20 protein-coding genes are annotated in these 21,305 nt (G+C 72.3%); 10 read left to right on the forward strand and 10 right to left on the reverse strand.

From position 1 onward, the window contains the following. From ACIBH1_RS22215 to ACIBH1_RS22225, 3 genes are all read right to left on the reverse strand, one after another. Positions 1-654: a lamin tail domain-containing protein gene (locus ACIBH1_RS22215; RefSeq protein ID WP_397315736.1), complete on the reverse strand. Its 654-nt coding sequence runs from the start codon at positions 652-654 to the stop codon at positions 1-3. Positions 655-728: 74 nt separating this feature from the next. Further along, entirely contained in the window at positions 729-1,604 is an 876-nt protein-coding gene (locus ACIBH1_RS22220) for an ROK family protein (RefSeq protein WP_397315737.1), read from the reverse strand. Next, positions 1,601-2,095, reverse strand: coding sequence for an ArsR/SmtB family transcription factor (locus ACIBH1_RS22225; RefSeq protein WP_397315739.1), 495 nt, complete (start codon positions 2,093-2,095; stop codon positions 1,601-1,603). Before ACIBH1_RS22225 ends, ACIBH1_RS22220 begins: the two co-directional genes overlap by 4 nt. 56 nt (positions 2,096-2,151) lie before the next feature. Between ACIBH1_RS22225 and ACIBH1_RS22230 the strand changes: the two genes are divergently transcribed. The 6 genes from ACIBH1_RS22230 (at position 2,152) to ACIBH1_RS22255 (ending at position 6,453) form a co-directional block, all read left to right on the forward strand. Further along, on the forward strand, positions 2,152-3,030 hold the full coding sequence (locus ACIBH1_RS22230) for a S41 family peptidase (protein ID WP_397315740.1): 879 nt from the start codon (positions 2,152-2,154) through the stop codon (positions 3,028-3,030). A 42-nt stretch (positions 3,031-3,072) separates the two neighbouring features. Then, positions 3,073-3,870, forward strand: a complete 798-nt coding sequence (locus tag ACIBH1_RS22235; protein WP_397315741.1) for a GNAT family N-acetyltransferase — start codon at positions 3,073-3,075, stop codon at positions 3,868-3,870. A 68-nt stretch (positions 3,871-3,938) separates the two neighbouring features. After that, positions 3,939-4,940 carry a phosphotransferase family protein gene (locus tag ACIBH1_RS22240; protein ID WP_397315742.1) on the forward strand — a complete coding sequence of 334 codons (1,002 nt, stop codon included), beginning with the start codon at positions 3,939-3,941 and terminating at the stop codon, positions 4,938-4,940. A gap of 54 nt (positions 4,941-4,994) precedes the next feature. Then, positions 4,995-5,198, forward strand: a complete 204-nt coding sequence (locus ACIBH1_RS22245; RefSeq protein ID WP_181613542.1) for a hypothetical protein — start codon at positions 4,995-4,997, stop codon at positions 5,196-5,198. Between the two features lie 62 nt (positions 5,199-5,260). Next, positions 5,261-6,112: a helix-turn-helix domain-containing protein gene (locus ACIBH1_RS22250; protein ID WP_397315743.1), complete on the forward strand. Its 852-nt coding sequence runs from the start codon at positions 5,261-5,263 to the stop codon at positions 6,110-6,112. A gap of 77 nt (positions 6,113-6,189) precedes the next feature. After that, positions 6,190-6,453: a hypothetical protein gene (locus ACIBH1_RS22255; protein WP_397315744.1), complete on the forward strand. Its 264-nt coding sequence runs from the start codon at positions 6,190-6,192 to the stop codon at positions 6,451-6,453. On the opposite strand, the gene ACIBH1_RS22260 is transcribed toward ACIBH1_RS22255, so the two are convergent. The 6 genes from ACIBH1_RS22260 to ACIBH1_RS22285 all read right to left on the reverse strand — a co-directional run bounded on the left by ACIBH1_RS22260 (position 6,426) and on the right by ACIBH1_RS22285 (position 12,903). Further along, positions 6,426-7,064: a TetR/AcrR family transcriptional regulator gene (locus ACIBH1_RS22260; protein WP_397315745.1), complete on the reverse strand. Its 639-nt coding sequence runs from the start codon at positions 7,062-7,064 to the stop codon at positions 6,426-6,428. The two genes, ACIBH1_RS22255 and ACIBH1_RS22260, sit on opposite strands and share 28 nt — an antisense overlap. 28 nt (positions 7,065-7,092) lie before the next feature. Then, entirely contained in the window at positions 7,093-8,277 is a 1,185-nt protein-coding gene (locus ACIBH1_RS22265; RefSeq protein WP_397315746.1) for a glycosyltransferase, read from the reverse strand. Positions 8,278-8,368: 91 nt separating this feature from the next. After that, positions 8,369-9,742, reverse strand: a complete 1,374-nt coding sequence (locus ACIBH1_RS22270) for an ATP-binding protein (RefSeq protein ID WP_397315747.1) — start codon at positions 9,740-9,742, stop codon at positions 8,369-8,371. Then, positions 9,739-10,434 carry a response regulator transcription factor gene (locus ACIBH1_RS22275; protein ID WP_397315748.1) on the reverse strand — a complete coding sequence of 232 codons (696 nt, stop codon included), beginning with the start codon at positions 10,432-10,434 and terminating at the stop codon, positions 9,739-9,741. Before ACIBH1_RS22275 ends, ACIBH1_RS22270 begins: the two co-directional genes overlap by 4 nt. 41 nt (positions 10,435-10,475) lie before the next feature. After that, complete coding sequence (locus ACIBH1_RS22280; protein WP_397315749.1) at positions 10,476-11,957, reverse strand: phytoene desaturase family protein; 1,482 nt, start codon at positions 11,955-11,957, stop codon at positions 10,476-10,478. 55 nt (positions 11,958-12,012) lie between these two features. Then, positions 12,013-12,903, reverse strand: coding sequence for a LysR family transcriptional regulator (locus tag ACIBH1_RS22285; protein ID WP_397315750.1), 891 nt, complete (start codon positions 12,901-12,903; stop codon positions 12,013-12,015). 70 nt (positions 12,904-12,973) lie between these two features. Between ACIBH1_RS22285 and ACIBH1_RS22290 the strand changes: the two genes are divergently transcribed. The 4 genes from ACIBH1_RS22290 to ACIBH1_RS22305 all read left to right on the forward strand — a co-directional run bounded on the left by ACIBH1_RS22290 (position 12,974) and on the right by ACIBH1_RS22305 (position 17,980). After that, complete coding sequence (locus tag ACIBH1_RS22290) at positions 12,974-13,987, forward strand: YeiH family protein (protein ID WP_397315751.1); 1,014 nt, start codon at positions 12,974-12,976, stop codon at positions 13,985-13,987. Between the two features lie 74 nt (positions 13,988-14,061). Further along, positions 14,062-14,982: a pseudouridine-5'-phosphate glycosidase gene (locus ACIBH1_RS22295; RefSeq protein ID WP_397315752.1), complete on the forward strand. Its 921-nt coding sequence runs from the start codon at positions 14,062-14,064 to the stop codon at positions 14,980-14,982. Between the two features lie 133 nt (positions 14,983-15,115). Next, complete coding sequence (locus tag ACIBH1_RS22300) at positions 15,116-16,042, forward strand: carbohydrate kinase family protein (protein ID WP_397315753.1); 927 nt, start codon at positions 15,116-15,118, stop codon at positions 16,040-16,042. Positions 16,043-16,105: 63 nt separating this feature from the next. Then, positions 16,106-17,980, forward strand: a complete 1,875-nt coding sequence (locus ACIBH1_RS22305) for a hypothetical protein (protein ID WP_397315754.1) — start codon at positions 16,106-16,108, stop codon at positions 17,978-17,980. A gap of 115 nt (positions 17,981-18,095) precedes the next feature. Here ACIBH1_RS22305 and ACIBH1_RS22310 read toward each other — a convergent pair whose 3' ends face one another. Next, positions 18,096-21,269, reverse strand: coding sequence for an AAA family ATPase (locus ACIBH1_RS22310; protein ID WP_397315756.1), 3,174 nt, complete (start codon positions 21,267-21,269; stop codon positions 18,096-18,098). Positions 21,270-21,305 lie beyond the last annotated feature (36 nt).

The following is a 21,305-nucleotide window of genomic DNA, read 5'->3' on the forward strand; positions in this document are numbered from 1 at the left end:
TCAGACGGCCCGCCACCGCGGCTGGTCCTCACCGGCCTTGAGCGTGCAGCGCATCAGCGTGCCCTTGGCCGTCTTGCCGTACGCGCCCTCCGGCTTGCAGAACGCGCCGGGGTGCACGTCGGAGTAGGGGTTGTCGATGCTGCCCAGGGGCGCCGCACCCGGGTCCTGCGTCGGCGTCGGGGTGGGCTTCGGCTTGGCCTTGCAGTCGGTCCACGGGCTGCGCCCGTCGGGCCTGACCGACCACGAGCAACCGGCGACCGTTCTGCCCGCGGCGTCGCGCAGCGAGGCGACGTCGGTGTCGTTGTTCCAGACGTACCACTTGCGTCCCCAGTAGCGGGTGGTGCCCTTGTCGGTGCCCTGCCCGCTGTTGATCCGCAGGCTGGCGCCGGCGCGCAGGACTGTGCCGTCGGCGAAGCGGTACTTGTAGCCCGCCTTGTCGCGCAGGATCCAGCCCGTCAGCTCCAACGGCTCCTTGGAGACGTTCTTGATGACGGCGTACTCGGCGTTGAGCGTCTTGTTGTCGCGCCGGTCGGGGCCGGGGCTGTCGTAGAAGACCTTGGTGAAGATCACCGTGGGCGCCGCCGCGGCGCTGGAGGCCGCGGGGACGCATAACAGGCCGGCGGCCACGACCAGGGACATCAAGATGACGCGCACGGGGGTTCCTTTCGATGGGGAATGGCCCAACGTCGCGCCCTGGGGCAGGTGGTGTCAACGGTGACGGGGTGTCCTCATGTGGTCACGGCGGAGGTGTAACGCCAGCCCAGGAGCCCGGCGCCGAGCAGCCCCGCGCGGGTGCCGAGGGCGGAGGCCGCCAGCTCGGGCGCGGCGCGGAAGGCCAGGCGCGCGGCGAGCCGCTCGCGCAGCGGGGCGAGCAGGTGTTCGCCGGCCAGCGACAGGCCGCCGCCGATCACGATCCTGCGCGGGTCGAGCATCAGCGTGTAGGTGGCCAGGGCGACGGCCAGCGCCTCGACGGCCTGTTCCCAGACGCGTACGGCACGCGGCTCGCCCTGCGCCGCCGCATCGACGACCTGTGCGGCCGACTCCACCCCGTAGGCCCGCGCGACGGCCGACGCGGAGGCGTAGGCGCCCAGGCATCCCCGCTGGCCGCAGGAGCAGGGCAGCCCGTCCGGCCAGACCGGGATGTGGCCGATCTGCCCCGCCCAGCCGCCCGCTCCGCCGTACGGCACGCCGCCCAGGACCACCGCGCCCGCGATGCCCGTGCCGATCGGAAGGTACAGCACCTCGCCGTCGCCGCCGCCGAAGGTCAGCTCCGCGTCCCCCGCCGCGCGCACGTCGTGGCCCAGCGCCACGGGCAGCTCCGTGTCGGTGAAGGCGGCCTTCGGCACGTCGCGCCAGCCGATGGCCGCGGAGTAGACCGCGTGCGTGGCGGTGACCAGGCCGGGCACGGCCAGGCCGACGGCGACGGGTGAGGCGGCGAGCGCCTGGAGGTCGGCGGCGAACCGGGAGATCTCGGCGACGACCCGCTCCGGGCCGTCGGCGCGCGGGGTGGGCCGTCGTTCCTCGTGCAGGAGCCGCCCGTCCTCGGCGACGAGGCCGCCCTTCATCGTCGTGCCACCCACGTCGATGGCGATCACGCTCTTCATCCGGTCGAGGGTAGCTCGTAGACGCCGACGACGATCGCGTGGCGGGGGGCGGAGGGCTCGGTCTCCTCCAGGGCGACCACCTCCTTGATCGTCTCGGTCAGCCGCTCCAGCTGGGCGGCGCTCAGCCGCACGTGCCTCATCACGACGAAGGGGTCGGACGGGGAGGCGGCCGCCCCGTCGGCCAGGACCTGCAGGGTCTTGACGATCTGGCCGGTGGCCGCGGGGCCGGTGAAGTGGAAACGCCGGGCGGCGCGCTCGAAGTACTGCTCGGTGCCGCCGCGCACGCGCCGGGTCTGGCCCGGGCGCACCAGCCCGGCTTCCCGCAGGACCTTCAGGTGGTGGGCGACGCTGCCCTTCTGGCAGTCCAGGGCGCCGGCCAGCTGGCTGATGGTCGCCGGGTCCTGCCCGAGCGCGAACAGGATCTTCTGCCTGAGTGGGTGCCCGAAGGCGTGGTACTGCACCGCGTCGGCGATCTCCAGCTCCTCATCCATGAGTAAAGAGTAAACGACTCTTGACGCTTAATCCAGCCTGATGCTCTACTGCTCCCATGACACCGATCACGCGCCTGAGCGAGCTCCTCACCGAGCACTACGTCTTCCCCGAGATCGCCTCCCAGATCTGCGCCACGCTCGCCAAGCGCGAGGCCGAGGGCGCCTACGCCGGGTTGGACGACGAGGAACTGGCCGGCCTGGTCACCCTCGACCTGCAATCGGTCAACGGCGACAAGCACCTGCGGCTCGTGCACCACGCCGAGCCGCTGGAGGACAGGCACGACGACGAGGACGTCCAGGCCGCACAGATGCGGGCCTGGGCCCGCACCACCGCCAACGGCATCGCCACGGTCGAGCGCCTCGACGGCAACATCGGCCTGCTCGCGATCAAGCCGGTGATCTTCCCCGCCTTCATCGCGGGCGACGCCTACGCCGCCGCGATGACGCTGCTCTCCGATGCCGACTCCCTGATCATCGACCTGCGCGAGTGCCTGGGCGGCGAGCCGGGGATGGTGACGTTGTTCCTGAGCTACCTGTTCGGCGACGAGCCCGTCGAGGTCAGCGGCATCTACGAGCGCAAGACCGACAGGATCAGGCAGGCGTGGACGCTGTCCCACGTCGCCGGCCGCAAGATCGCCCCCGGCGTCCCGGTCTACGTGCTGACCAGTTCCAAGACCTTCTCCGGCGGCGAGGCGACCGCCTACGACCTCAAGCACTCGGGGAGGGCGACCCTGGTGGGCGAGACGACGCGCGGCGGCGCCAACCCGCGCGACTCCTTCAGGGTCGGCGACCACCTGGAGGCGACCATCCCCGTCGGCGCCTCGGTAAACCCGGTCACCGGCGGCAACTGGGAGGGCACCGGCGTCGAGCCGCACGTCGCCGCCCCCGCCGGCCAGGCGCTGCAGGTCGCGCTCGAAGCACTGCGACGTGCATAAACGATTTGGCTTTCGCCGCCGCGAGCAACCACCATGGGACCCATGCAGATGGACCGCCTGACCTCCTCCGACCTCGACGAGTGCGTGAGCCTGGCCAAGAGCCGCGACTGGTCGCCCGAGCGGCTCAAGTGGGAGTTGCTGTTCGAGGTGGGCGAGGTGTACGGCCTGCGCATCGGCGGGCGCCTGGTCTCCACGGTGGTCCTGACGAACTACGGCGACCGCTACGGGGTGATCAGCATGGTACTGACCGCCCCGGACCAGGCCAGAAAGGGCCTGGCCAGAGCCCTGACCCAGCACGTGCTGGAGCAGGCGGGCGAGCGGGTGCTGTCGCTCACGGCCACGCCCAACGGCAGGCCGCTCTACGAACAGCTGGGCTTCGAGACCGTCGGCGAGGTGGGTTCCCACGCCGGCGAGTTCACCGGTGAGCCCAGCGGCCGGTCGCGTCCGGCCACCCCGCGCGATCTGGAGCGTGTCCTGGCGCTCGACGCCAAGCTCTTCGAGGCCGACCGCTCCGTCCTGCTCGCGAAGCTGCCGGGCATGCGCGTGATCGAGGACGACGGGGAGATCGCCGCCTACGGCACCGCGTGGGACACCGGCGACAGCTGGGTCGGCGGGCCGATCGTCGCCCACTCCCCCGGGCACGCCCAGACGCTGATCGCCGATCTGGCCCAGGGCAAACGGGTGCGGCTCGACCTCGACACCCGGCAGGAGGAGATGTCGCGGTGGGCGGCGGCCCACGGGGTCACGCCGTTCTTCGCGACCAAGCTGATGGTGCGCGGCGGTCCGCTGCCCGGCGACCGCGGCCGGCTGGTGACCTCCGCCAACGTGGCGCTGGGTTGACCGGAAGCCCGGCGTCGCCCTAGATTCTGTCCCGAACAGAACATCGTTCTGGAACGCGAGAGCAGGCCATGACCGCGCAGCACATCGACGTCGAGGCGATCGACCTCGCCGCCCTGGGCACCTGGATGGACGGGCAGGGCCTGCCCAGAGGCCCCATCGAGAAGGCCGAGCCCGTGCTCGGCGGCACCCAGAACGTCATGGTGCGCTTCGAACGGGCCGGCGTGCCGTACATTCTCCGGCGGCCGCCGCTGCACGTGCGGGCCAAGAGCAACGAGGTGCTGCGCCGCGAGACGCGGATCCTGGCCGCCCTGGAGGGCACCGGGGTGCCCGCGCCCCGGCTGATCGCCGCGCAGACCGATACGGAACCGGTCTTCTACCTCATGGAACCGGTCGACGGCTTCAACGCCTCGACCGGCCTGCCCGAGCGCCACCGCGACGATCCGGCCATCCGCTACCGCATGGGCCTGGAGGCCACCTCGGCGCTGGCGAGCCTGGGGCGGGTCGATCCCGAGCGACTGCCCGGCTTCGGCCGGCCTGAAGGGTTCCTCGAGCGGCAGGTGCCGCGGTGGATGGGCGAGCTGGAGTCGTACGGCAGGCTCGACGGCTATCCGGGCCCCGACATCCCGCACCTGCACGAGACCGCACGATGGCTGGAGGCCAACCGGCCCAGGAGCTTCACTCCCGGGATCATGCACGGCGACTACCACCTGGCGAACCTGATGTTCGCCCACGACGGCCCGAGGGTGGCGGCGATCGTCGACTGGGAGATGTGCACCATCGGCGACCCCCTGCTCGACCTGGGCTGGCTGGTGGCCACCTGGCCCTCCTCGCAGCTGCAGATCCCCGGCCTGCCGGAGGCGGAGGAGCTGATCGCCTGCTACACCTCCCTGTCCGACCGCGACCACTCGAGCATCGCCTGGTACGTCGTGATGGCCTGCTTCAAGCTCGGGATCGTCCTGGAGGGCACCCACGCCCGAGCGTTCGCGGGCAAGGCGCCCAAGGACATCGGCGACCTGCTCCATCAGACCACCCTCGACCTGTTCGCCCGGGCGAAAGCATGGCAAAACTGATCATCCCTCCCTACAATTGCGAGCAATTGCGGACACTTGTCGGGGAGGTCCCCCATGCGTATGAAATTTCTCGGCTCCACTTCCGAAGCCGGAGCCTGTCCCACCCTCTATGAGACCGACCGCGGGACGATCGTCGTGCAGGGCTTGCACGTCACCGATCCCGAGGCGCTCGCGGACCTGCGTGACGTGCTTGAGGGCGAGGTCGCCGTCGAAGTCCCCCGCGAACTCCTCGTGGATATAGCACGCAGGGTGCTGTAAGGATCACAATTGCGCGAACACCCCTGGCATGATCGTCGCCAGGGGGTTTAGCCTCTTGGCTCGTGAGCTCCTTCCAGCAGGCCCGGCTCGAGCTGGGCGCCCAGTTGCGGCAATTGCGCGAGGCTGCCGGAATGTCCGGCAAGGAGCTCGCCGAGAGGCTCGGCTGGCAACCCTCGAAGATCTCCAGACTCGAGAACGGCCGCCAGAGCGCGACCGAGGTCGACGTGCTCGCGTGGACCGGCGCCGTGGGCGCCGCGCCCGAGACGCTGACCGAACTGCGCCGCCGGGCGGGCGAGGTCGAGTCGAAACGGGCCGACTGGCGCCACTGGTCCACCGGCGGCATGGCCGCGACCCAGGAGGACGTGCGCGAACGCGAGGCCAGGACCCAGGTCTTCCGCGTCTTCGAGCCCGGCGTGGTCATCGGCCTGCTCCAGGCGGCCGAATACGCCCGCCACATCTTCATGAGCGTCAAGCGGGAGTTCGGCGCCACCGGCGAGATCGACGCCGCGGTGAGGGTGCGTATGCAACGGCAGGAGATCCTCTACGACCGCTCGCGCTCCTTCCGCTTCGTCATGCCGGAGGCGGCGCTGCGCACCAAGCTCGCCCCCGCCGACGTGATGCAGGCCCAGATGGACCGGCTGCTGGCCGTCAGCACGCTGCCGACCATGGAGCTGGGCATCATCCCGTTCGAGAACCAGCTTCCCTCGGTGCCGCTGACCGGGTTCTGGATCTTCGACGAGCGCATGATCATGGTGCCCACCCGCTCCAAGGAGATCAGCTCCACCGAGCGCGCCGACCTGGACTTCTACGGCAAGGTCTTCGAGGAGTACCACAAGGCCGCCGTCTTCGGAGAAGAAGCACGTTCTGTCATCATGCGCGTGAATCACGCCTACGCCAAACAATCCACAAATTAACGCCCCGCAATTGCTTGCCCTACCCAGCAAGATCGTGCAATTCTCTGAACCGCGAGATGTTGCGGAGGTGACGCACGATGCTGGACACCACGATCTGCCTCGAGCGGTTCGCGTGGCACGCTAGCCGGCACGCCGACCTGCGGATTCAGAGCCTTGCCCTGGCGAGCGAGCCCGCCTACGTGTCGGTGCGCAACCGCTTCTCGACGACCCTCGCCGAGACGGTGACCTGCTCGCCCGAGGGCAACTTCGTCACCTCGTGGGGATACCGGCTGGGCGACACGGGCGACGTCGAGTCCGCCGCCGCCCGCCTGGCCTACCTGCTCGCCGCGCTGCCCGCCTGACTCAGCGCCTCGGGGTCGACCCCCACCTCACGGGCCGCCGCCATACGCGCGTGCTCCAGCAACCGCTCCTGCGACAACACGTTCGGGTGCAACGTGTAGCGGATCACCAGGCCGTCGAGCATCGCGTCGATCCGCTCGGCCGCCCCGGCGGGATCGGGGCAGACGAACTCCTCGGCCGCCACCCCGTCGCGAATGACACGTTCCAGGGCGTACAGCCAGGTCTGCTCCACCTGCGAGGCGATCTCCCGCACGGCGGGCTCGCGCAGGGCGGTGTTCCACACGTCGAGCCAGAGCAGCCAGCTCTGGTCGGAGCGTGACTCGGGGATGTAGTAGTGGAGCACCCGGTCGAGCCGCGCGACCGCGGCGGTGGGGGCGTTGACCACATCGTCGAGGGCGGCGTTCTCGATGTCGAGCGTCGCCCGCAGCATGGCGGTGATCAGCTCGTCCTTGGTGGCGAAATGGTAGTGGATCAGCCCACCGCTCACGTTGACGGCTTTGGCGATGTCGGCCACACGGGTGTTGGCCAGTCCCCGTTCGAGGACGATACGACGGGTGGCCTCCAGAAGCTCTGCCCGGCGGTTGTCGGCCTGATCGGCCCGGCTGTTTCGCACGGGCAAAGACTATCTCGGACGAACCTCATCAAGCTTTCGGGCGGCGGTTCCGCTTGGGGTTGAAAACCCATACCCGAAGCAACATGAATCGGACCGCCGTCGCGGTCGCGTTCGCGCCCACCACCGCGGCCAGCTCGACCGCCAGCGACGTGCCCGCGGGGATGAGCGCCAGGCTGACCGTGCTCAGCGTCAGCCCCACCAGGAAGGCGATGGCGCCCTCCAGCTGGTGGCGCAGGGCGCCCGCCGAGCCGGTCACGCGGAAGGTGAAGCGCCGGTTGGCGGCGGTGTTGCCGATCGCCGTGATCACCAGGCACAGGGCGTTGGCCGCGAACGGCGTCATCGCGCCGCGCAGCACCCAGTAGAGCAGGGAGTAGCTCAGGGCGCTGCAGATCCCCACCAGGGCGAAGCGGGGCAGCTGGTAGGCCATGCCCTCGGGCAGTTGCGCCTGCCGTACGGAGGCCGGGATGGGCAGGCCGGTCGCGTCGGAGAAGGTCCTGCGGATCACCCGCAGCAGGCCGCGCAGGTCGTCGCGGGCGGTTCTGACGATGTCGACCCGGCTGTCGGGGTCGTCGATCCAGTCGACCGGCACCTCGTGGATGCGCAGGCCGTTGCGCTCGGCCAGCAGGAGCAACTCGGTGTCGAAGAACCACTCCTCGTCCTCGACCGCGGGCAGCAGCGCCTTGGCGACCTCGGTGCGCACCGCCTTGAAGCCGCACTGCGCGTCGGAGAAGCCGGCGCCGAGCAGGTGCAGCAGCAGGTTGTAGGAGCGGGAGACGAACTCGCGCTTGGGGCCGCGCACCACCCGCGAGCTCCTGGCCAGCCGGGTGCCGATCGCCAGGTCGCTGTGGCCCGACAGCAGCGGGGCCACGAGAGGCAGGAAGGCGTCGAGGTCGGTCGACAGGTCGACGTCCATGTAGCTGACGACGTCGGCGTCGCTGGCCGCCCAGACGCGCCGCAGGGCCCGGCCGCGGCCCTTCTCGTCGAGGTGGACGGCGTGCACGTGCGGCAGCTCGCGCGAGAGCTGGGTGGCCAGCTCCCAGGTGCCGTCGGTGCTGGCGTTGTCGGCGATCGTGATGCGGAAGCCGTACGGGAAACGATCGGACAGGTAGGCGTGCAGGCGCCGGATGCTGCCGGGCAGCGCCCGTTCCTCGTTGTAGACCGGGACGACCACCTCGACCAGCCGCGTCGTGGTGACGGTCTGCGTGGGATCCAACGGTGCTCCCCGGTCGTGAACAGCGGCAGAACAGAGTTCAACCACATTCGGGCGGGCTCTGTGGGCCATTTTGCCCGATCCTGACCGGTGTTTAGGACCCTGGCAACTTGATCGTCGCGATGGCCCCGCCGCCGTCGGCGTTTCCGAGGCTCACCTGCCCCCCTGCCTCCTCCACCGCCTGGGCCACGATCGCCAGGCCGAGGCCCGAGCCGGGCAGGCCGCGAGCGGCGGGCGAGCGCCAGAACCGCTCGAAGACGTGCGGCAGGTCCTCCTCGGGGATGCCGGGACCGTGATCGCGAACGGTCAGCACCCCGTCGCGCAGGGCCACCTCGACCCGGCCGCCGGGGCTGAACTTGGCGGCGTTGTCGAGCAGGTTGACCACCGCTCGCTCCAACGACGCCGCGTTGCCCACGACCTGCCACGGCCGCAGGTCAGCCTCGATCTCGGCGCCACGCAGCCTGGCCCGCTCGATGGCCGCCTCGACCACGTCGTGGAAGGCCAGCTTGACGTGCGGCTCGTGGTCGGTCTCACCGCGAGAGAGCATCAGCAGGTCGCCGACGAGCGTGGACAGCTCGGCGAACTGCGCCTTGACGTTGACGAGCAGGCGCTGCTTGGCTCCGGGATCCAGCGCCCTGCCGGTCTGCTCGCTGCGCAGCAGCAGGTCGATGTTGGTGCGCAGGGTCGTCAGCGGAGTGCGCAGCTCGTGGCCCGCGTCGGCGACCAGCTGGCGCTGGCGGTCGCGCGAGCCCGCCAGGGCGGCGGTCATGGCGTTGAAGGAACGGCTCAGGCGGGCGATCTCGTCGTCGCCCTGGACGGGGATGGTGGTGTCGAGGTCCTGCGTCTCGGCGATGTGCTCGACCGCCTCCGTGAGGCGGCCGACCGGACGCAGGGCCGTACGGGAGATGAGCAGGCCCACGGTGGTGGCGCCGCCCACGCCGACCAGGGCCACCAGCCCGAGGATCAGGGCCAGCTGGCGCAGGGTGCCGTAGATCTCGCCGGTGGGCATGCCCACGACCACCGCCGCGCCCACGCCCTGCTCGCTCTTGCCGATGCTGGTGGCCATCACCTTGAGCGGCATGCCGTTGTCGGTCCTGCCGTCGCGGTAGGGCCCCTGCGCGCCCATGGGCTGCTTGGCCACGGCGACGTCGGCCGGGTCCGCCTTGATGGCCTGCCCGCCGGCCACGCAGCGGGTGCCGTTGTCGAGGACCAGTTCCCAGACGACGGGCACGGAGTGCGGGCCGGGCTTCTCGCCGCCCGTGTAGGGCACCGGGTCGGCCTGGCAGTGCTCGCCGACGGCGTTGATCTCGTACTTGCGCGGCATGAAGCCGTCGAGCTGGCGGTCGAGCTGCTCGTTGAGCTCGCGTCGCACCAGCAGCCAGGCCGCCGCGGCGCTCGCCGCGATGGCCAGGGCGACCGCCGCCGCCACCAGCAGCGTCAGCCGCGAACGCAGACTGCGGCGTTTCACCGGGGCGCCTTCAGGGCGTACCCGACGCCTCGCACGGTGTGGATGAGGCGCGGCTGGCCGTCGATCTCGGTCTTGCGCCGCAGGTACATGACGTAGACGTCGAGCGAGTTGGAGGTGGGCTCGAAGTCGAAGCCCCACACGTGCCCGAGGATCTGCTCGCGGGTGAGCACCTGGCGCGGGTGCATGAGGAACAGCTCCAGCAGGAGATACTCGGTGCGCGTCAGGTCGAGCACCTGGTCGGCGCGGGTGACCTCGCGGGTGACCGGGTCCATGCGGAGGTTGTCGAAGGTGAGCGCGTCGGTGTCGGCGCCGGGGCCGGAGCCGAGCGCGCTGCGCCGCAGCAGCGCCCGCACCCTGGCCAGCAGCTCGTCGAGCTCGAACGGCTTGACCAGGTAGTCGTCGGCGCCCGCGTCGAGGCCGGAGACGCGGTCGCCGACCGCGTCGCGCGCGGTGAGCATGAGGACCGGCACGTGGTTGCCGCCCGCCCGCAGCCTGCGGCAGGCGGTGAGCCCGTCGAGACGCGGCATCATCACGTCGAGCAGCACCGCGTCGTAACTTTGCCGGCCCAGCTCGTCGAGCGCCGCCTGGCCGTCGCTCGCGGTCGTGACCTGGTACCCCTCGAACTCCAGGCTGGACTGCAGGGCCTCGCGGAGTGCGGGCTCGTCGTCCACCACCAGCAAACGTGCGCTCATGACATCACACGTTAGGCGCACTTCATGAGAAGGCCATGAACCTAGCCTCTGAGAAGCTTCATGGCGGCGTTGTGGCCCGGGATGCCGCTCACGCCGCCTCCGCGCGGCGCCCCGGCGCCGCACAGCAGGATGCGCTCGTGCTCGGTCTCCACGCCCCATCCGGCGCCGTACGGCCAGGCCAGGTCGCGGTGGAAGATGTGCCCGCCGGGCAGTCCCGCCTCGTTCTCCAGGTCGACCGGGGACTTCGCCTCGACGCACCGTCCCTCGGGGCCCCGCAGCAGGCAGTCCTCGATCGGTTCCGCCAGCACCGAGTCGACCGAACGCAGCGTCGCCTCCAGCGCGGCCTGCCTGGCCTTGACCGGATCGTCCCTGAAGAGCCTGGCGGGCATGTGCAGGCCGAAGAGCGTCATCGTCTCGCCCTCGACGCCGAGGATGGAGCGGTCGGTGAGCGAGTGGCAGTACACCTCCGCGGGCGGCAGCTCGGGGATGCGCCCCCGGGCCGCCTCGCCGTATGCCTTGGCCAGCTGGTCGCGTCCCTCGTTGATGTGGAAGGTCCCGCTGAAGGCCGCGCGCGGGTCGACGCGGGGGTCCTTGAGCCTGGGCAGCCTCGACAGGACCATGTTGACCTTGAGCTGGGCGCCTTCCGGCCGCTGCGGCTCGCGGCCGGTGAGCCGGTCCAGTACGGCGGGCGGCAGGTTCACCAGGACGTGCCTCCCGGTGACCGCGTGCTCGCCCGACTCGTCGCGGAAGGTGACCTCGCCCGAGGGGTCGATGGCGACGATCTCGGCGCCTGTCCTGATCTCGGCGCCCGCCCGCCTGGCGGCCCGCTCCAGGGCTCCGGAGACGGCTCCCATGCCGCCCACCGGCACGTTCCACTCGCCGGTGCCGTTGCCGATCACGTGGTAGAGGAAGCAGCGGTTGGCCAGCAGGTCGGTGTCGGGGTCGGCGAAGGTGCCGATGAGCGCGTCGGTGAGCACGACGCCGCGGACCGTGTCGTCGGCGAACCGGGCGGCGACGACCTCGCCGATGGGGGTCTCGAACAGCTCGCGCCAGGCCTGCCCGCCCACCAGCGCGCGCAGCTCCTCGCGGCCGGGCAGCGGCTCCAGCAGGGTCGGCGCGACCTTCTCGGCGACGTGGGCGGTCATGGCGTAGAACTCGCGCCAGGCGCGGTGGTCGTGATCGCCGCCGGTGACCTCGCGGAAGGAGGCGGCGGTGCGCTCCTCGTCGTCGTTGTCGACGAGGAGGCCGGTGTCGCCGACCGGGGTGTAGGAGGCGTAGCGGCGGCGGCGCAGGGTGATGTCCAGGCCCAGGTCGTCGACGATCTTCGTGGGGAGGAGGCTGACCAGGTAGGAGTAGCGCGAGAGGCGGGCGTCGACGCCGGGGAAGGCCTGGGCCGAGATGGCCAGGCCGCCGACGTGGTCCTGGCGCTCCAGGACGAGCACCCGGCGGCCCGCGCCGGCCAGGTAGGCGGCGGCGACGAGACCGTTGTGACCGGCTCCGGCGATGACGGCGTCATATGACATTACGGAAAAATACCCCGAACTGGTTGAGATGTGCGAGGAGGGGGAGACAAGGTCGTCAGGGGCGGGAGGCGATGGCCAGGAGGGTCGCCGCCGGGCCGGTGAGCGCGCGTCCGCGCCGCCACACGGCCCGCAGGGCGCGCACCAGGTTCACCCCCGTCAGCGGCACCTCCACCAGCCGCCCTGTCGCCAGCTCCGCCTCCACCGCGTAGGTGCTCAGCACCGCGGGGGCCGCCCCCGCCTGGGCGGCGCCCTTGACCGCCGAGTTGGAGCCCAGTTCGAGCCGCGGGCTGGCCTGGTGGAAGCCATTGAACGCCCGGTCCAGGGTGTCCCTCGTGCCGGAGCCCCGCTCGCGCACGACCAGCGGCGTGGCCGCCAGCTCGACGCCGCGCAGCGCCGTACGGCGGCGCGTCCACGGATGCCCCTCGGCCACGACCACCGCCAGCCGGTCGGTGCCCACGACCCGGCTGGTCAGCCCCTCGGGCACGCTCGGACCCTCCACGAAGCCCAGCTCGACCTCGCCGGCCAGCACCCTGGCGATCACCTCGGCCGAGTTGGCCACGTCGAGCCCGACCTGCACGTCGGGTTCCCGCTCCTGGAACTCGGCCAGCCACCGGGGCACCAGATACTCCGCGACCGTCATGCTGGCCGCCACCCGCAGGTGGGCGGCCTCGCCGTGCCGTACGGCCGCCGCGCCGCGCATGAGCTCGCGGGCCGCCGCCAGCACCGAGGAGGCCCAGCCCGCGACCATGCGCCCTTCGGCGGTCAGCGTGGAGCCGCGCGGGGTGCGCTCCAGCAGGGGCAGGCCGAGCCGCCGTTCCAGCCGGGCCAGGCGCTTGCTCGCCGACGGCTGGGCGATGCCCGCGGCCCGCGCCGCCTGGCCCAGGCTGCCGAGCTCGCCGACGTCGACCAGGAGCTTCAGAGAGTCGAGGTCCGGCCATTCACTCATAGCCAGAGGCTATGACCTGCCAGGCAGTGCATGGCTACTGACCGGTCACTTTCCGCCCGAGACTCGGATCATGGCCTCCATCGCGCTCAGCCGTACCCGCATCCACCTGCCAGGAATCGTGGCGGCGGGTGCGGCGGTGATCCTGGCGACGGCGCTCAGCCGGCTGGTGCCCGCGCTCAGCCCGGCGGTGATCGCGGTGACCGCGGGGGCCACGCTGTCCAACCTGGGATGGCTGCCCGGCGCGGTGCGCCCGGGTCTGCAGTTCGTCGCCAAGCGGGTTTTGCGGATCGCGATCGTGCTGCTCGGGCTACAGATCGCGCTGCCGGAGGTGCTCCGCCTGGGAGCGGGCACGCTGGGGATCGTCGCGGCGGCGACCGGGACGACGTTCGTGCTCACCCCGCTGATCGCCCGCCGCCTGGGCCTGTCGCCCGGCACCGGTCTGCTCGTCGGGACCGGCGTGTCGATCTGCGGGGCCGCCGCGATCGCGGCCATGCGGTCGGCGACCGACACCGACGACGACGAGGCGGCGGGGGCGCTCAGCGTGGTGGTCCTGTACGGCAGCGCGGCGATCGTCGTCGTCCCGCTGCTGGCGGGCTGGCTGGGGTTGTCGGCGCAGCAGCTCGGCGTGTGGACGGGGGCGTCGGTCCACGAGGTGGCGCAAGTGGCCGCGATCGGGGCGGCCTCGGGGGCCTCCGTGCTGACGATCGCGGTGACGGTCAAGCTCGCGCGGGTGGTGCTGCTGGCGCCGATGGTCGCGATCACCTCGTTCCGGCTCGCCCTGGGCCGTCAGGCGGCCCAGGAAGGCCCGGGGGGCACGCGCCAGGCGCCGCCGGTCATGCCCCTGTTCGTGGTGGGGTTCCTGGCGATGGTGGCGCTGCGCAGCCTCGGCTGGGTGCCCGCCCCGGTGGTCGAGGCGGCCCCGCAGGTCACCGCACTGCTGCTGGCGGCGTCGTTGTTCGGCCTGGGCGCGGGCATCGACCTGCGCCGCCTGGCCACCGGCGGCCGGCCACTGCTCCTGCTGGGCGCGATCTCCACGGCGCTCATCATGGCGATATCCCTGGTCGGGGTGACCCTGGCCGCGTAGACAAACAGGGAACAAATCATGTCAAAATGCTCGTTCTCGAAGTGCGAGACCAGCTAGCGAGAAACGAGACATACGTGACGCACCACAGCATTCTCCAGCCGTCTGACGAGGTTGCCGCCGCACTGGCCGCGGGCGAGCCGGTCGTGGCCCTGGAGTCCACGATCATCTCGCACGGCCTGCCCCGGCCGCGCAACCTCGAAGTCGCACGGGAGTTGGAGGGCGTCGTCCGCGCCGCGGGAGCCGTACCGGCCACGATCGCGGTCCTCGACGGCGTCGCCAAGGTCGGCCTCACCGAGACCGAGCTGGAGCGCATCGCGATGGAGGACGGGCTGCGCAAGCTCGGCCAGCGCGATCTGCCGGTCGCCGCCGCCCTCAAGGCCAGCGGCGCCACCACGGTCAGCGCGACGAGCTTCCTGGCCGCCCGTGCGGGCGTGCGCGTCTTCGCCACCGGCGGCCTGGGCGGCGTGCACCGCGGCTGGACCGTCGACCAGGACGAGTCCGCCGACCTCGACACGCTGGCCAACACCCGGCTGACCATCGTCTGCGCCGGCGTCAAGTCGATCCTCGACGTGCCCGCCACCCTGCAGCGCCTGGAGACCCGCGAGGTCACCGTGGCCGGCTACCGCACCGACACCTTCCCGGGCTTCTACCTGAACTCCTCCGGCCTGCCGATCGACTGGCGGGTGGAGACGCCCGAGGAGATCGCCACGATCATGCGCGGCCAGGACGCGCTCGGCGGACCCGAGACCGCGCTGGTGGTCGCCAACCCGGTCCCCGTCGACCAGCAGCTCGACCCCGCCCTGCACGACCGGGTGCTGGCCGAGGCGCTGGCCGCCGCCGACCGCGACGGCGTCAAGGGACAGGCCATCACGCCGTTCCTGCTCGGTTACCTGGTCAACGGCACCGGCGGCGCGTCCCTGGAGGCCAACCTGGCCGCCGTCCGGGGCAACACCGCGCTGGCCGCCCAGATCGCCGTCGCCTGGGCCAAGTCGTGAGCCGCGCGGGCAGCCGTCGCCCGGGCCGGGTCGGCGCGGACCGCCGTCGCCCGGGCCAGGTCATGAGCCGCGCGGGCAGCCGTGGCCGGGGCCTTGTGCTGAGCCGTCCGTCCTCGGTCGCGGGGGCGCGGCGATGAGCGCCGGTCTGCTGGTGGTCGGCGACATCGTCACCGACGTCGTCGCCCTGCACAGCGGGCCGGTCGCCTCCGGCACCGACACCGACGCCGACATCTCGCTGCGTCCTGGCGGGTCGGGGGCCAACACGGCCGCGTGGGCCGCCCACTTCGGCGCCGACGTGCGGCTGCTGGCGCGGGCCGGCTACGACAGCAGCGGCTGGCACATCTCCGAGCTGGTCAAGACGGGCGTGCACCCGCTGGTCACGGTCGACGCCGACCATCCCACCGCCGTGGTGATCGCGATGGTCGACCTGACCGGCGAGCGCTCCATGCTCACCAACCGCGGCGCGGGCGGGCGCCTGTCGCCCGACGACTGGTCGCCCGAGATCCTCGACGGCGTCGCCCACCTGCACCTGTCGGCCTACACCTTCTTCGCCGAGCCCGGCCTGATGCTGGCCAGGCGCGCGATGGCCGACGCCGTCGAGCGCGGCATCACCGTCAGCGTCGACCCTGCCTCGACCGGACCCCTGGAGAGCTTCGGCATCGACCGGTTCCTGTCGGAGAGTTCGCCCGCGGGCCTGATCATCCCCAATCAGGACGAGGCGCGGCTCCTGACCGGTTCCGACGACCCCGAGCACGCGGCCCTGGAGCTGAGCGAGAGGTACGGCACGGCGGTGGTCAAGCTCGGCGCCCGCGGCGCCCTCGTGGCGTCGGCCGGGCGTGTAGTCGCGCGAGCCGCGGGTATGGCAGGCGAAGTCGTGGATTCCACGGGCGCGGGTGACGCGTTCGCCGCCGGATACCTCACCGCGCGCCTGAAAGGTGCCGGCGACCAGCGGGCGGTCGAGTCAGGAGTGGCCGCGGGAGCCGAGTGCGTGGCGCTGGTTGGTGGCCGGCCACGGTACGGTTTGACCACCAAGCACCTTTACCCTATTCACACCGATTGATAGCTTGCGTCATAAGTTGCACCACTAGCCACACGTGCACCACTGGGGAGGGTACGGTCCGCAATGGACGTCGAGTCATCGATCTGCCTGAGCGATCTGGTTCCGGCCCTGCGCTGGAGCCGCCCGCAACAGGTGGCCGAGGCCCTCACCGACCCACGACTGCCCGCCGGCTGGTGGAGCTCACTGGCGTTGTCCCGCGCGCTGGGCACGACCGGCATGGACTGGATCTGCGAGCGGCTGGCCAGGCTGGCCGCCTCGCGCTGGGACCACCTGCCGCTCGCTGACGTCCTGCCCGCGCTGCAGGTCCACCACGTGGACCCGGCGCTGACCGGATGGCCGGAACCGGTGCGCACGGCCATCACCGGGCTCGGCGGCTGGAACCGGCTCAAACGCCTCAGCGCCGCCGACCTGGCCGGATCCGAGCAGGTCATCGGCTCGCTGTTCCGCGAGGTGCTCAACCGGGTGCCCGCGGCCTCCCCGGCCGCCCAGGCCCAGCCGCACGCGCAGGCCCAGCCGCAAGTCGCTTCGTCCGCCGCCGCGCCCGCCGCGGCCTCGGTGCCCGCCCCGCAGGGGACGCCGCACCCCACCTCCCAGCAGCCCGCTGCCCAGTCGGCCGCTGCCCAGCAGCCCGCTGCCCAGCCGGCCGCCGACGAGCCCGTCGTCCTCGGACCCGAGCACATCATGACGCGCGTCGTCGACGGGCTCTTCCAGTCGTTCGACCGCCTGGAGCTGGCCGTCGCGGTCCACCGCCTCTTCGCCGAGGACCCCGTGAGTCTTCGCGAGCTGGCCCACCGGCTGCTCGTCGACCGCGACGCCCTCTCCATCGCCCAGCGCACCGCCGAAGAGCGCGTGCTGCTCTGGCTGCGCTCCTCGGAGTCCGCCCCCGTCACCGGCCACATGTTCCGCCTGACCGAATGGCTCGGCGCGGCCGCCACCGAAGAACAGCTCGTCGGCGCCGACCCCGAACACCCGGTGATGGTGCCCTCGCTGCGCACCCCGCTCTGGCGTGTCCTGGTCACCCTCATGCCCGACCGGCGGCTGCAGGACGGCTGGCTCGTCGTCGGCGACCTGCGCGGGCTGCAGCAGCGCACCCGCCAGCTGCTCGCCTCCGCGCCGCGTGACGCCGACTACGCCGAGCTCCTCGGCGAACTCGGCGTCCGGCTCCACTCCGCCAAGGCCTGGCTCGAGGCGCTGCCGCCCGAAAGCTCGTCCGGCTCCGGCTTCGCCCAGGCTCCCTCCGCCGAAGCCCTCGGCTCGCTGCCCCGCCGTACTCCCGGGGCCAACGGTCACCACCACCGCGGCGGCCAGCCCATCCCGCAGGCGCCCGCGATCGACCCGTCGGCCGCGCTGGCCGCGCTGTCGGCCCTGTCCGGCGGCGGACGCAACGGCTCGGGCGAGAACGGCATGCCCGCCAACGGGATGCCTGCCAACGGCCTGCCCGAGCGTCGGCCCGGCGCCAACGGGAACGGCTACAACGGCTACGGCGGCCCCGCCAACGGCGCGCCCAATGGTGTCCCCAACGGCATGCCCAGCGGTGCGTCCAACGGGGCCTCGAACGGCGGCGGACTCGGCGGGTTCGGCGGCATGTCGAGCGCGCTCGCGGGTCTGCCCGGCATGTCGGGCGGGCCCAGCACCCCGCCGCCCAGCCCGACCTCCGACCCGCGCCGCTGGCAGCGCATCGACGTCACCACCGAGCACCTGCGCGGCGGCCCCGTGACCGTGCCCGAGGGCTACGCCGCCCAGCTCGGCATGCGTCCCGGCACCCTGCTGTCGGTGACCGGGCCGGGCAACAACGCGGTCGTGCTCGTGTGGCCGGGCGACCGGCAGCCGGTGTTCGACTCGCTGCAGCCGGTGCTGATGAAGCTCAACGCGCGCCCCGGCGACCAGGTGTACGTCACGGTCGACGGCTACCGCCTGGAGGCCCAGCTCACCGGCTGAGGTAGTACTGGCTCATCCGCTGCCCAGCTCACCCGCTGCCCAGCTCAGCACTGCTCGGCTCAGCGGATACCGGCCCAGCCGCTACCCAGGCTCCGCGTGCGGCCGCTTGGGGCCTTCAGCGGGCGTCGCTCTCCTCGAACAGACCCAGGCGGTGGGCCGTCGCCGCCGCCTCGCCGCGTGAGGCGGCGCCCAGCTTGGCCAGGATGTTCGAGACGTGCACGCTGACCGTCTTCACCGAGATGAACAGCTCGGCGCCGATCTCGCGGTTGCTGCGGCCGGTCGTCAGGAGCTGCAGCACCTCCAGCTCGCGTGCGGTCAGGCCTGCCCGCGGGTCGTGGGCGGACGCCGTCACCTGCTCCTGGCCGCCGACCGCCAGCCTGGCCCTCCTGGCCAAGGTGTCGATCTCCGCGAGCAGCGGGGCGGCGCCCAGGCGCTCGGCCAGCTCGCGGGCGCGGCTCAGGCGCTCGGCCGCCTCCTGACGGGCTCCCACGCCGACCGCCACGTGCGCGCCGCCGACCCGGCAGCGCGCCTCACCGTACGGCTGGCCCAGAGCCTTCCAGGCCTCCGCGGCGGCATCCCAGTCGTCCAGGCCGATCGGGGGGCCACCGGCTTCAGCAGGTCGGCCGGAGACGCCAGGGGCGCCTGCCGAGCTGGTCGCGCCCGCGGAACCGGAGCCGCCCGTGCCGGAGCCGCGTGCCGTACCGGGCCCGCCTGCCCTACCCGCGGCCCCGTCTGTCACGCCGCGGGAGGACGGCTCGAAGGCCGACGGCTCGTCGCCGAGGACCCGCCACCTGAACAGGCCCGCGCCCTCCGGGTTCCGCGGGGCCTCCGACGACCCCGACGGGCCGTCGGGCACGACGCCCCACACGCCGGAGCCGACCCCGGAGCCCGCCGCCCGCTCCCCCGTGATCGCCACGAAGGTGAGCCGGAGCGCCTCCTGCAGATCACCGTCGACCGGCATGCGCCTGGCCACTTCCAGCGCCTCGGGCGGCGGCTCGCCGCCGATGCGCGCGACGGCCACCAGCAGCGGCCAGGCGTATCGCGGGCTGTCCTCGGGGGCCAGCTCGCGCAGCGCCCACACGGCGCGCGCCCTGGCCAGGTCGGTGCGTCCCTGGGCGGTGAGCAGCGCCACCTCCCTGCGGGCGTGCGGCAGCACGATCTGGTCGCGGAAGCTGCCGTTGGACAGCGCCCGGGTGGAGGCCTTCACCTGTGCCTCGGCCTGCGCGACGTCGCCGCGGGCCAGGGCGATGTCGCCCAGCCAGCCCTGCAGGCTGGAGCGGGTGAGCGCGGGCGGCATGAGGTCGAGGGCGTGCTCGATCACTTCGGACGCTTCGTCCCAGCGGCCCAGCGAGACGAGCGGCTCGGCGAGGTTCATCGCCAGGAAGGTGCCGGTGGCGCGGGCCAGGCCGTGGGCCTCGGCGGCCGACATGTTGCGGCGCGCGACCTTGGCGGCCTGCTCGTGGCGTCCGGCGCCCTCCAGGACGTCGGACTCGGAGATGGCGCTGCGCATCATGGCGTAGAACGCGCCGACCTCCGCGGCCAGCTCGCTGGCCTGCTGGAAGCCGTCGAGGTGGCGCTCGACGTCGGTGTAGAAGGCGGTCGACCAGGTGAGGGTGGCCAGGGCGTGCGCCTCGGTGCGCTTGTCTCCGGCCTTCCTGGCCAGCTCCAGGGCCTCGCGGGCCACGGCGACCTTCTCCTGCCACACGTCGCGGCTGTTGAGCGCCGAGGCGAGGTTGTGGTGGACCTGGGCGCGCAGCGACAGCGAGCCGTCGGGCGGCACCAGCGCGGCGGCGCGGCGCATGTCTTCCGTGGCGCCGTTCCTGCCCTGGCTGTAGCGCAGCATGCCGCGATACATCAGCAGGCGGGCGGCCCGCTCGGGGTCGGGGTCGAGGGAGAGCGCCTCGGTGGCGAAGGCGATGCCCCGGTCGTTCTCGCCGACGATGCGCGCCACGATGACGGCCTGCTGGAGCACGTCGATCTGGTCGGCGCCGATGCGCTCGGCGGCGTCGGGCACCTGGTCCCACAACTCCAGGACGCGGGAGAGCATGCCGAGCTGCTCGTCGTAGGCGACGGCGGTGCGGGCCACGGCAGCGGCGCGCCAGGCGCTGATCAGCGCCCAGGTGCTGTTGTGGGCGGCGTGCCAGTGGTGGGCGAGCTCGATCGCGCCGCGCGGGGCGGGCAGGATCGTCAGGTCGGCCTCCAGCGCCTCGGCGAAGCGGGTGTGCAGGCGCGAGCGCTCGCCGGGCAGCAGGTCTTCGTGGAGCGCCTCGCGGATGAGGGCGTGGCGGAAGGCGTACTCCTCGCCGTCGACGACGAGGACGTTGCCAGCGACGGCCGGGCGCAGCGCGCCGGAGAAGGTGGTGTCGTCGAGCCCGGCGACCGCGGAGAACAGGTCGTGCTCGATGCGCGCGCCGCCCGCGCAGGCCACCCGCAGCAGCTCCTGGGTCTCCTCCGGCAGCCGCTGCACGGAGGCCAGGAGCAGGTCGCGCAGGGATTCGGGGATCGCCTCCCCCTCGCCTGCCTCGCTGATGAGCGCCTCGACGAACAGCGGGTTGCCCTCGCTGCGGGTGTAGATCAGCTCCAGGTCGGCCGCCGACGGCCGGCGCTCCAGGATGCCGGTGGCCTGCTCGACCACCTCGCGGCGGCTGAGGCGGTGCAGCTCCACGCGTCGCACCCAGGCGACCCTGCCCAGCTCGGCCAGCAGGGGCCGCAGGGGGTGGGTGCGGTGCAGCTCGTCGGAGCGGTAGGTCACCACGATCAGCAGCGGCACGTCGGAACGCTGGTAGCGCACCAGGAACGACAGCAGGTCGCGGGTGGAGCGGTCGGCCCAGTGGGCGTCCTCGATGATCAGGACGACGGGCCCGCGGTCGGCCAGCCGCTCGAGCACGCCGAGGACCTGCTCGAACAGCCGGGCCCTGGCCTCCGCGCCGCCGGAGTCAGGCTCGCCGAACTCGGGCAGCAGCCGGGCCAGCCCGCCGGTGTCGCCGCCGGGGACCAGCGCCGCCACCGCGTCGCGGCCCATCTCCCTGACCAGGCTGCGCACGACCGCGGTGAAGGGGGCGTACGGCAGGCCTTCGGTGCCGAGCTCGAGGCAGCCGCCGATTAGCACGCGCGCGGGCTCGGCCCGCCGGGTGAACTCCTTGATCAGCCGGGTCTTGCCGACTCCCGCCTCACCGCCCACCAAAACCGTGGCAGCAGCCCCCGCGCGTGCGTCAGCGAGCGCCCGCTCCAGGGCGGCCAGCTCTTTCACGCGCCCCACGAAGCGGGGGCTCACTGTATGCACGCTCACGCCTCACAGCATGCCATCGCCCACCGACAGCCTTGC

The sequence above is a fragment of the Nonomuraea sp. NPDC050663 genome (genome assembly GCF_044456985.1).
Classification (GTDB): Bacteria; Actinomycetota; Actinomycetes; order Streptosporangiales; family Streptosporangiaceae; genus Nonomuraea.